The sequence below is a fragment of the Pantoea sp. X-Soil-OKNW-713 genome (genome assembly GCF_059730685.1).
This window is the reverse complement of sequence record NZ_AP035995.1, coordinates 3,451,347-3,461,835: the sequence shown is the minus strand read 5'-3', so window position 1 is coordinate 3,461,835 and position 10,489 is coordinate 3,451,347. Positions and strand designations below refer to the sequence as shown.

13 protein-coding genes are annotated in these 10,489 nt (G+C 56.8%); 11 read left to right on the top strand and 2 right to left on the bottom strand.

Features of this window, described 5'->3' with window-relative positions; genetic code table 11:
• Window positions 1–51: 51 nt before the first annotated feature.
• Window positions 52–336 carry a YciI family protein gene (locus tag AC6I8R_RS16265; RefSeq protein ID WP_021184529.1) on the bottom strand — a complete coding sequence of 95 codons (285 nt, stop codon included), beginning with the start codon at window positions 334–336 and terminating at the stop codon, window positions 52–54.
• 9 nt (window positions 337–345) lie between these two features.
• Window positions 346–1,365 (bottom strand): aminopeptidase, encoded by a 1,020-nt coding sequence (locus AC6I8R_RS16260; protein WP_021184528.1) that lies wholly within the window; start codon window positions 1,363–1,365, stop codon window positions 346–348.
• Between the two features lie 246 nt (window positions 1,366–1,611).
• Here AC6I8R_RS16260 and cysG point away from each other — a divergent pair, with 246 nt between their 5' ends.
• The 11 genes from cysG (at window position 1,612) to AC6I8R_RS16205 (ending at window position 10,456) form a co-directional block, all read left to right on the top strand.
• A complete protein-coding gene (cysG, locus tag AC6I8R_RS16255) occupies window positions 1,612–3,027 on the top strand; it encodes a siroheme synthase CysG (RefSeq protein WP_497832582.1) in 1,416 nt (471 codons plus the stop codon).
• Window positions 3,028–3,036: 9 nt separating this feature from the next.
• Entirely contained in the window at window positions 3,037–3,945 is a 909-nt protein-coding gene (cysD, locus tag AC6I8R_RS16250) for a sulfate adenylyltransferase subunit CysD (RefSeq protein WP_021184526.1), read from the top strand.
• A gap of 10 nt (window positions 3,946–3,955) precedes the next feature.
• Window positions 3,956–5,383: a sulfate adenylyltransferase subunit CysN gene (cysN, locus tag AC6I8R_RS16245; protein WP_021184525.1), complete on the top strand. Its 1,428-nt coding sequence runs from the start codon at window positions 3,956–3,958 to the stop codon at window positions 5,381–5,383.
• Complete coding sequence (gene cysC, locus AC6I8R_RS16240) at window positions 5,383–5,988, top strand: adenylyl-sulfate kinase (protein WP_021184524.1); 606 nt, start codon at window positions 5,383–5,385, stop codon at window positions 5,986–5,988. Before cysN ends, cysC begins: the two co-directional genes overlap by 1 nt.
• A gap of 54 nt (window positions 5,989–6,042) precedes the next feature.
• The gene (locus AC6I8R_RS16235; protein WP_021184523.1) at window positions 6,043–6,363 is read left to right on the top strand and encodes a DUF3561 family protein; all 321 of its coding nucleotides are present in this window, start codon (window positions 6,043–6,045) and stop codon (window positions 6,361–6,363) included.
• Window positions 6,364–6,534: 171 nt separating this feature from the next.
• The gene (ftsB, locus tag AC6I8R_RS16230; protein ID WP_036626556.1) at window positions 6,535–6,852 is read left to right on the top strand and encodes a cell division protein FtsB; all 318 of its coding nucleotides are present in this window, start codon (window positions 6,535–6,537) and stop codon (window positions 6,850–6,852) included.
• Between the two features lie 3 nt (window positions 6,853–6,855).
• A complete protein-coding gene (ispD, locus tag AC6I8R_RS16225) occupies window positions 6,856–7,572 on the top strand; it encodes a 2-C-methyl-D-erythritol 4-phosphate cytidylyltransferase (RefSeq protein WP_021184520.1) in 717 nt (238 codons plus the stop codon).
• Window positions 7,572–8,054: a 2-C-methyl-D-erythritol 2,4-cyclodiphosphate synthase gene (gene ispF, locus AC6I8R_RS16220; RefSeq protein WP_302474912.1), complete on the top strand. Its 483-nt coding sequence runs from the start codon at window positions 7,572–7,574 to the stop codon at window positions 8,052–8,054. Before ispD ends, ispF begins: the two co-directional genes overlap by 1 nt.
• Window positions 8,051–9,094, top strand: coding sequence for a tRNA pseudouridine(13) synthase TruD (gene truD / locus AC6I8R_RS16215; protein WP_021184518.1), 1,044 nt, complete (start codon window positions 8,051–8,053; stop codon window positions 9,092–9,094). The genes ispF and truD overlap by 4 nt, the downstream gene beginning before the upstream one ends.
• Window positions 9,075–9,836, top strand: coding sequence for a 5'/3'-nucleotidase SurE (surE, locus tag AC6I8R_RS16210; protein ID WP_497832581.1), 762 nt, complete (start codon window positions 9,075–9,077; stop codon window positions 9,834–9,836). Before truD ends, surE begins: the two co-directional genes overlap by 20 nt.
• Window positions 9,830–10,456 carry a protein-L-isoaspartate(D-aspartate) O-methyltransferase gene (locus AC6I8R_RS16205; protein WP_021184516.1) on the top strand — a complete coding sequence of 209 codons (627 nt, stop codon included), beginning with the start codon at window positions 9,830–9,832 and terminating at the stop codon, window positions 10,454–10,456. Before surE ends, AC6I8R_RS16205 begins: the two co-directional genes overlap by 7 nt.
• Window positions 10,457–10,489: the final 33 nt, after the last annotated feature.

Sequence of the window (10,489 nt, the reverse complement as noted above, 5' to 3'; positions counted from 1 at the left end):
CGCGCGGTGTTTAAAAGACGCGCGATAAATCGCGCCGCTACGGTTCGGTGATTATATTCCAGTTAACGCCGCAAATGCCTCACTGGCACGCGTCACATTCACCCTGGTTACGTCGTAATTCGCCACCGCGACAAAGGGGTCTTCCGCCAGGATCGCATCCAACTCAGCACGTTCCATATCCTTCACCAGCACCATGCCGCCGGTGCGTGGATCTTTACGTCCCGCCGCAATAAACGCGCCGCTGGCGAAATAGCGATCCAGCCACGCAATATGTGGCGCGAGCAGCGTTTCCACTTCGGCCACCGGGCGGAAATAGTTCAGATAAACCACGTACATATCAGATCCTCAGGTTGTTGGATTCGCCAGCTCGGTGAGCAGTGGCAACAGAATTTTCACGCTATCACGCGTGCGTTGCGTGATACGCCCCGGTAGCCAGTGGTCGAGATAGTTCAAACTATCACGTTCGGTTTGGTGGCGTACGCTGCCATCCGGGAAGTGGCGGCTGCGTGCGCGCTGCTGTTGGCCATCTTTATTACCCAGCGCCCAGTTGCTGGCCGTCACGTCCAGCAGCGGCAACCCGGCTTTATCGAAGGGATTCACACCCGGATAATCCCGTGCGGTTAAGGTATGGGTCACAGCAGATATCCCCAGACGGTGCGCCAGTTGCACGGCACGGCCGCTGGTTTGCTTACGCACGGCGGAGGGGGTATTGATCCCGCTGTTAAAGTAGAGATGATCACCCACGATCAAACTGTTCAGATCAATCACCAACAGGGTGTTTTTCTTCTCTTTGGCATCCATACGCGACAGATAATCATCCATCCCGTGCAGCCCGGTTTCACCGGCACTCAGCGCCACAAAGCGCACGCCATAATGCAACGGCGTTTTGCTTAACTGTTGCGCCAGCTCCAGCATTACGCCAAGGCCGGAGGCGTTGTCATCCACGCCCTGTAAACGCAGACCGCCGAGGTTGTTGTCGGTTTCACGGCTGCTGAGTGGCGTCCAGGTATCAAGATGCGCCACGATCAGGATCTCCTGTGGCGCGCTACCGGCACGCGCGGCGATCACCGAAGTAGCAGTGACTTTGTGCCAGCGCATCTGACCCTGTTTTTCGCGCCAGTTATAACCGGTATTAAACTGACGCGTATTGCTCTGATAACCTAGCTGAGTGAACTGCTGACGCAGGTAATCCGCCGTCATCAGCTCTGCCGGGCTACCACTCATCCGGCCTGGAAAATAGGTTGCGATATGGCGCAATTGTTGTTCGGCAAACTGTCCCGGTACGCTGTCTGTGGCCTGAGCAAGGAGAGGAAAACCGCCCGCTATCACTGCTGCCAGCAGGGCGCGGCGGAGGGTGGCAAACATAGTGTGTCCTTTTCTGACATCCCGTCATGCTAAAAAAAATCTGCTTTAGTATGAAACTGTGACCGGTATTACACAATTTGAATTGCTCCGAAACGCCAGCAATATCATTTGCTAAGCACAAAATGTTCTCAACAATCCCGGCCCGTTATTCCATTCGGTAACTACTCATTCCAATTCGTAATTTCATCTGCCAGAAGGCAGGGACGTATAGTCGCGTTAACTTATTGTAAAACTGACAAGGTTAACGTGGATTATCTGCCTCTTTTTGCCGATCTCAAAAACCGTCCGGTGCTGGTTGTCGGCGGTGGCGACATTGCTGCGCGCAAAATCGAGCTGCTGCGGCGCGCCGGGGCACGCGTGCTGGTCGCTGCGCGTGAGCTGGGCCATGAGTTGCAGGCGCTGCATGAGATTGCGGCGATTGAGTGGATTGCACAGACCTTTGATGCGGCGCAGTTGGATGGCGTGTTTCTGGTGATTGCCGCCACCGATGACAACGCCCTCAACAGCCAGGTATTTGAAGCAGCCAACGCGCGTCACAAGCTGGTGAACGTGGTGGACGACCAGCCGAAATGCAGCTTTATCTTTCCCTCGATTGTCGATCGTTCGCCGCTGGTGGTGGCGATCTCCTCCAGTGGCACCGCGCCGGTGTTGGCTCGCCTGCTGCGGGAAAAAATTGAAGCGCTGCTGCCGGCCAACCTTGGGCAAATGGCCGAGGTTGCCGGGCAATGGCGTGACAAAGTGAAACAGCGTTACCGCCAGATGTCAGAACGCCGCCGTTTCTGGGAACGTGCCTTTAACGGCCTGTTTGCCAGCCAGATGGCGGCGGGTAACGTTAATGAAGCGCGTCGCACCCTGGATCGCGAGCTGGAAAACGACAGCGACAATCAGGGCGAAATTACCCTGGTGGGCGCAGGCCCTGGCGACAGTGGTTTGCTGACGCTGCGGGGCTTGCAGGTCATGCAACTGGCCGATGTGGTGCTGTATGACCATCTGGTCAGTGATGAGGTGCTGGAACTGGTGCGTCGTGATGCTGACCGGATTTGTGTTGGCAAACGCGCCGGTGCTCATTCCGTCCCGCAGGAAGAGACGAATCGCCTGCTGGTGCAACTGGCGCAGCAAGGTAAACGCGTGGTGCGCCTGAAAGGTGGCGATCCCTTTATTTTTGGCCGTGGCGGCGAAGAGTTACAGGCCGCCAAAGCTGCCGGTATCCCGTTTCAGGTGGTGCCGGGTATTACCGCAGCCGCAGGCGCAACCGCCTATGCCGGTATCCCTTTAACTCACCGTGACCATGCGCAGAGCGTGATGTTTATTACCGGTCAGTGCCGCGCAGACAGCAACGGCATCGACTGGCCGTCACTGGCACGCGCACGTCAGACGCTGGCGATCTATATGGGCACGGTGAAGGCGGCGGAAATAGCCACCGGACTGATAGAACATGGGCGCGATCCGGCGACACCTGTCGCGGTGATTGGTCGCGGTACGCGTCAGGATCAACAGGTGCTGACCGGCACCTTAGACCAGTTGGAGGCGCTGGCCGCCGTCGCGCCGACACCAGCCTTGCTGGTGGTTGGTGAGGTTGTGAATTTGCACGGGCAACTCGCCTGGTTTCAACATTCAGCACAGCAGGGGACTCGCGAGTCCGCCGTTGTCAATTTGGCTTGAGGAAAAATTATGGACCAAAACCGACTCACTCATCTGCGCCAACTGGAGGCAGAGAGTATCCATATCATCCGCGAGGTGGCGGCCGAGTTCAGTAATCCGGTGATGATGTACTCCATCGGCAAAGACTCCTCGGTGATGCTGCATCTGGCGCGTAAAGCCTTCTATCCGGGTACGCTGCCATTTCCGCTGCTGCATGTTGATACCGGCTGGAAATTTCGCGAAATGTACGAGTTTCGCGATCGCACCGTCAAGGCGATGGGTGCAGAACTGCTGGTGCACCGTAACCCGGAAGGGGTCGCTATGGGCATCAACCCGTTTGTGCATGGCAGCGCTAAGCACACCGACATCATGAAAACCGAAGGCCTGAAACAGGCGCTGAACAAATATGGCTTCGATGCGGCCTTTGGTGGCGCGCGTCGCGACGAGGAGAAATCCCGCGCCAAAGAACGTATCTATTCGTTTCGCGACCGCTTCCACCGTTGGGATCCGAAAAACCAGCGCCCGGAGCTGTGGCACAACTACAACGGCCAGATTAACAAAGGTGAGAGCATTCGCGTATTCCCGCTCTCCAACTGGACCGAACTGGATATCTGGCAGTACATCTTCCTCGAAAACATCGAGATTGTGCCACTGTATCTCGCGGCACCGCGTCCGGTACTGGAGCGCGATGGCATGTTGATGATGGTGGATGATGACCGCATCGACCTGCAACCGGGCGAAGTGATCAAACAGCGTATGGTGCGTTTCCGTACCCTCGGCTGCTGGCCGCTGACCGGTGCGGTGGAGTCCGAAGCACAAACGTTGCCGGAAATTATTGAAGAGATGCTGGTCTCCACTACCAGCGAACGCCAGGGCCGTGTGATTGACCGCGACCAGGCCGGTTCGATGGAACTGAAGAAACGTCAGGGTTATTTCTAAGGAGACGCAGATGAATACCGTTATTGCACAACAGATTGCCGATCAGGGCGGCGTGGAAGCCTGGCTGACCGCGCAACAACATAAAAGCCTGCTGCGTTTCCTGACTTGCGGTAGCGTTGACGATGGCAAAAGTACGCTGATTGGCCGTTTGCTGCACGATACCCGCCAGATTTATGAAGATCAGCTCTCTTCGCTGCACAACGACAGCAAACGTCATGGCACCCAGGGCGAGAAACTCGATCTGGCGCTGCTGGTGGATGGTTTGCAGGCCGAGCGTGAGCAGGGCATCACCATTGATGTGGCCTATCGTTATTTCTCGACCGAGAAGCGCAAATTTATCATCGCCGACACGCCGGGACATGAGCAGTACACTCGTAATATGGCGACCGGTGCGTCTACCTGTGATCTGGCGATCCTGTTGATCGATGCGCGTAAAGGCGTGCTGGATCAGACCCGCCGTCACAGCTTTATCTCCACACTGCTCGGCATCAAGCATCTGGTGGTGGCGATCAACAAAATGGATCTGGTGGCGTACAAACAGGATGTGTTTGAACAGATCAAACAGGACTACCTCGATTTCGCCGCGCAGTTGCCAGAAGACCTCGATATTCGCTTTGTACCGATGTCGGCGCTGGAAGGGGATAACGTAGCATCGCCGAGCGAAACCATGCCGTGGTACAGCGGCCCGACCCTGCTCGACGTGCTGGAAACGGTGGAACTGAAGCGCGTGGTGGATCATCAGCCGATGCGTTTCCCGGTGCAGTACGTGAACCGTCCAAACCTCGATTTCCGTGGCTATGCCGGTACGCTGGCGTCAGGTGTGGTCAAGGTTGGCCAACGCGTCAAGGTGCTGCCATCGGGCGTGGAATCGACGATTGCGCGCATCGTGACCTTTGATGGCGATTTGCAGGAAGCTGCTGCCGGAGAAGCCATTACCCTGGTGCTGGAAGACGAGATCGACATCAGCCGTGGTGACCTGCTGGTTGATGCGGGAGCCGAGCTGAAATCGGTGCAATCCGCCACCGTTAACGTGGTGTGGATGGCCGAGCAGCCGCTACAGCCGGGCCAGAGCTATGACGTGAAGATCGCCGGTAAGAAAGCGCGTGGCCGGGTGGAAAAAGTAATCCATCAGTTCGACATCAACACGCTGGAAAAACGCAGCGCCGACAGTCTGCCGCTTAACGGCATTGGTCTGGTGGAAGTCACTTTTGATGAGCCGATGGTGCTGGACAAATATCGTGACAACCCGGTGACGGGCGGCATGATCTTTATCGATCGTCTGAGCAACGTTACCGTGGGTGCCGGATTGATTGAAGAACCGCAAAGCGCTAACCGCGCCCAGGCAAGCCAGTTCAGCGAGTTCGAGCTGGAGCTGAATGCGTTGATTCGTCGTCACTTCCCGCACTGGAATGCTCGCGATCTGCTGGGTGGTCAGTAATGGCGCAACACGATGAAAACGTGGTGTGGCACGATCATCCGGTGACCCGTGCTGAGCGTGAGCAGCAGCACGGCCATCAGGGTGTGGTGCTGTGGTTTACCGGGCTGTCTGGCTCGGGCAAATCCACGGTGGCCGGGGCGCTGGAGCAGGCGCTGCATCGGCTTGGCGTCAGTACCTATCTGCTGGATGGTGACAACGTGCGTCACGGCCTGTGCCGTGACCTCGGCTTCAGCGATGACGATCGTAAAGAGAACATTCGTCGCGTCGGTGAAGTGGCCAAACTGATGGTGGATGCCGGGCTGGTGGTGCTGACTGCCTTTATTTCGCCGCATCGCGCTGAACGTCAGATGGTGCGTGACCTGCTGGCGGATGGGCAGTTTGTGGAAGTGTTTGTCGACACGCCGTTATCGGTGTGCGAAGCGCGCGATCCGAAAGGATTGTATAAAAAAGCGCGAGCCGGAGAACTGCGCAATTTCACCGGTATCGACAGTGTTTATGAGGCGCCAGAGGCGCCGGAAATCCACCTCGATGGTGAACAATTGGTTACAAAACTCACCGCCCAATTGTTAGACCTGCTGCGTCACCGCGATATCATCAGATCCTGAATAGACAGCGGCAAATCGCCATGATTTGCCGCGATTAGCGTCAACAGGAACTCTATGCAGAACGTTACCCCTATGCTGGCACGCAAAGATGAACGCACCCAGGATGAGCCTCGCTCGTCGCTACCGGGTGGTGTGATTGGTTTTCTCTCGTATTGGTGTGCGCTGGCAATTCCGTTCCTGCTCTACGGTTCCAATACGTTGTTTTTCTTCCTCTATACCTGGCCGTTCTTCCTTGCCCTGCTGCCGGTATCGGTGCTGATTGGTATTGTCCTCAGCCTGATGATGCGTGGTCATCTGTTCTGGAGTGGGGTGGTGACGGCGATCGTGGTGGTATGCCTGTTCTGGCTACTCTTCTCATTTCTCTCCGGCTGGTAGGCCGTGCCTGATGTGCAAACGCGTCGGCAGGTTACAAAACTTTACCTGCCAATTGCCGCACCAGTGAATCAATATTTGTACGGACAATCGTCCGTAAACGGCATTTTCGCTGCTGGAGTGGAGTCCGGCGCGAAGTTATGGGATGATTGAGCCGTTTTTCAGGGGGCTGGGATGGGAAAACTGACGCTATTACTACTCGTTTTGCTCGGCTGGCTTCAGTATTCGTTGTGGCTGGGCAAAAACGGGATCCATGACTATACGCGCGTCAATGATGATGTTGCGTCACAACAGGCGAATAACGCCAAACTAAAAGCGCGTAACGATCAGCTGTTCGCCGAAATTGACGATCTCAACGGCGGCTCTGAGGCTATTGAGGAGCGCGCACGTAATGAGCTGGGCATGATCAAGCCTGGTGAAACCTTCTATCGTCTGGTGCCAGACCAGAGCAAACGTAACGCGCAACAAGCTGCGCAAAATCAACAACGATAAACCATGAATAACCACTCTTCCTCTGCGGATGTGATCGCCGTAGTGCCCGCTGCCGGTATTGGCAGCCGCATGCAGGCTGCCTGCCCGAAACAGTATCTGACCATCGGTCAACTCACCCTTCTTGAACATAGCGTTGCTCGTTTGCTGGCACATCCTGCGGTCAAACAGGTGATTGTTGCTATCAGTCCCGATGATGGCTGGTTTGATTCGCTGCCATTGGCGCAGGACACACGCGTGCTGCGCGTCACCGGCGGTGAGACACGCGCCGAGTCGGTGCTGGCCGGTTTACAAGCGGTGACGCACGGGGAGTGGGTGTTGGTGCATGATGCGGCGCGGCCGTGTCTGCATCCTGATGATTTAGCGCGTCTGCTGGCGGTGCGTCAGCACAGCAAAGTGGGCGCGATTCTGGCGGCACCGGTGCGCGATACCATGAAGCGCGCCGAACCGGGTAAAGCCGCCATTGCGCACACCGTTGAGCGTGAAGATTTATGGCACGCGCTGACGCCACAATTTTTCCCCCATGCGCTGCTGATGGCCTGCCTGACGCGCGCCCTGAATGAGGGCGCGACCATCACTGATGAGGCCTCGGCGCTGGAATACTGCGGTTACCATCCCGAACTGGTGAGCGGCCGCAGTGATAACATTAAGGTGACGCGGCCAGAAGACCTGGCGCTGGCGGCCTTTTATCTTACCCAGATTCAGTTAAAGGAGAGCGCATGATGCGTATCGGTCACGGCTTCGACGTCCACGCCTTTGGAGGCGAGGGTCCTCTGGTGATTGGTGGGGTGCGTATTCCCTTCGAACACGGTTTTATTGCCCATTCTGATGGCGACGTGGCACTGCACGCGTTGACCGATGCGCTGCTGGGCGCAGTGGCGATGGGCGATATCGGTAAACTGTTCCCTGATACCGATCCGGCTTATAAAGGGGCGGATAGCCGTGGTTTGCTGGGCGAAGCCTGGCGCCGTATTCAGCAGAAGGGTTACCAGATCGGTAACGTTGACGTCACCATCATCGCCCAGGCACCGAAAATGCTGCCGCATGTACCGCAGATGCGTGTGAATATCGCTGAAGTTCTTGGCTGTCATATGGATCAGGTGAATGTTAAAGCGACCACCACGGAAAAACTGGGTTTTACCGGGCGTGGCGAAGGTATTGCCTGTGAAGCTGTGGCACTGCTGGTGAAGGTGGCTGGCGCATGAGTGAACTGCTGTACCTGCACGGTAAGCCGCGCGCCACCGGCGTGATTAAAGCCAATCCAGAAGATTTTGTCGTCATTGAGGATCTTGGTTATCCCTATGACGGCGAAGGTGAACAGTTGCTGGTACGCATCCGTAAAATCGGTTGCAACACCCGCTTTGTCGCCGAAGCGCTGGCGAAGTTTCTCGGCGTGCATGTGCGTGATCTCAGCTATGCCGGGATGAAAGACCGCCATGCGGTGACCGAGCAGACGCTGTGTTTCCGTTTACCGGGCAACGCGATGCCTGATCTGTCTGAATTTAAGCTGGAAGGCGTAGAAATCCTGCAGGTGGTGCGCCACAAGCGTAAACTACGTACCGGTGCGCTGGCGGGGAATGCGTTTCGTCTGGTGATCCGTCAAATCTCGGATCAGACCGTGGTGGAACAGCGTTTACAGAAAATTCAGAAAAGCGGTGTGCCGAACTATTTTGGTGAGCAGCGTTTTGGCCGTGAGGGTAATAATCTGACCCAGGCACAGCAGTGGGCGCAGGATCGCTTCCGCCCACGCGATCGCAACAAAAAAGGCTTGTTGCTCTCGGCCACCCGCAGTCATCTGTTTAATCAGGTCACCAGCGCGCGTTTGCAGCGAGACGGCAATCTCGACGCGGTGATGAGCGGCGATGCCTTGCAACTGACCGGGCGTGGTAGCTGGTTCGTCGCGCAGACAGAAGAATTGACTGAACTGCAACAGCGCGTGAATCAGGATGAACTGCGGATCACCGCGCCGTTGCCTGGTCGTGGCGACTGGGGCACCCAGGTGGAAGCGCTTGAATTTGAACAGCACAGCCTGGCAGGTGCGGCAGAATTGATTACACTGCTTGAGCGTGAACGTGTTGATGCGGCACGCCGCGCGATGCGTGTGGTGCCAAAGGACTTGCACTGGAACTGGTGGGATGATGTGACGCTGGAGATGGCGTTCTGGCTGCCTGCGGGCAGCTTTGCTACCAGCGTCGTGCGTGAGCTTCTCCAACAAGAAGGTAACGATGCGGATATTGCTGAGTAATGATGACGGCATTCATGCTCCGGGCATTCAGACCCTGGCGCGCGCACTGCGCCAGTTTGCTGAAGTCCAGGTGGTCGCACCCGATCGCAATCGCAGCGGCGCGTCAAACTCGCTGACGCTGGAGACACCGCTTCGTACCTTTACCCATGAAAATGGTGATATCGCCGTGCAGATGGGCACCCCGACCGACTGCGTGTTTCTGGGGGTGAATGCCCTGATGCAACCGCGTCCGGATATTGTGGTCTCCGGTATCAATGCCGGTCCCAATCTCGGTGATGATGTGATTTATTCCGGCACTGTGGCCGCCGCGATGGAAGGCCGCCATCTTGGCTTACCGGCGCTGGCGGTATCGCTGGATGGGCATCAACATTACGCCACGGCTGCCGCTGTTACCTGCGCGTTGTTGCGGGCGTTAACGCGTGAACCGCTGCGCACCGGTCGTATTCTCAATATTAATGTGCCTGATCTCCCGCTGGAGGAAGTGAAAGGCTTCCGCGTGACGCGTTGTGGCAGCCGTCATCCTGCCGACCAGGTCATCTGCCAGCAAGATCCGCGTGGCAACACCCTGTACTGGATTGGGCCGCCGGGAGAGAAACTGGATGCTGGCCCGGATACCGATTTTGCCGCGGTGGATGCGGGTTATGTCTCGATCACCGCGTTGCATGTTGACCTGACCGCCCCGGCGGCGCAGGTGGTGTTAAGCGATTGGTTGACCCAGGCGGAGGTGGATTTGGCATGGTGAACCGGCGCGTTGAAACCTTGTTGGCGCAACTGCGCGCCCAGGGTATCCATGATGAACATCTGCTGAAAGCCATCGCCGATGTGCCGCGTGAGCGTTTTATCGACGAAGCCTTCGAACACAAAGCCTGGGACAATGTCGCGTTGCCGATCGGTAGTGGGCAGACCATTTCACAGCCCTATATGGTGGCGCGCATGACGGCATTGCTGGAACTCAATGCTGACGCGCGCGTGCTGGAAATTGGCACTGGTTCAGGCTATCAGACGGCGATTCTGGCCCATCTGGTCAATCACGTTTATTCCGTAGAACGCATCAAAGGGTTGCAGTGGCAGGCGAAACGCCGCCTGAAGCAGCTCGACCTGCATAATGTTTCAACTCGCCACGGTGACGGCTGGCAGGGCTGGGCCGCACGCGGTCCGTTCGATGCCATTATCGTTACGGCGGCACCTCCTGAAATTCCGACTGCGCTGATAGCACAATTGCGTGATGGCGGCAGAATGGTGCTGCCGGTTGGGGAAGATCAACAAGTGTTAAAACGTCTGCGCCGTCAGGGGGATGAGATGATCGAAGAGATTATCGAACCCGTCCGCTTTGTGCCTTTAGTACAGGGCGACCTGGCCTGAAGCTCTTCGTACTTGTTCACAACTGTTACATGG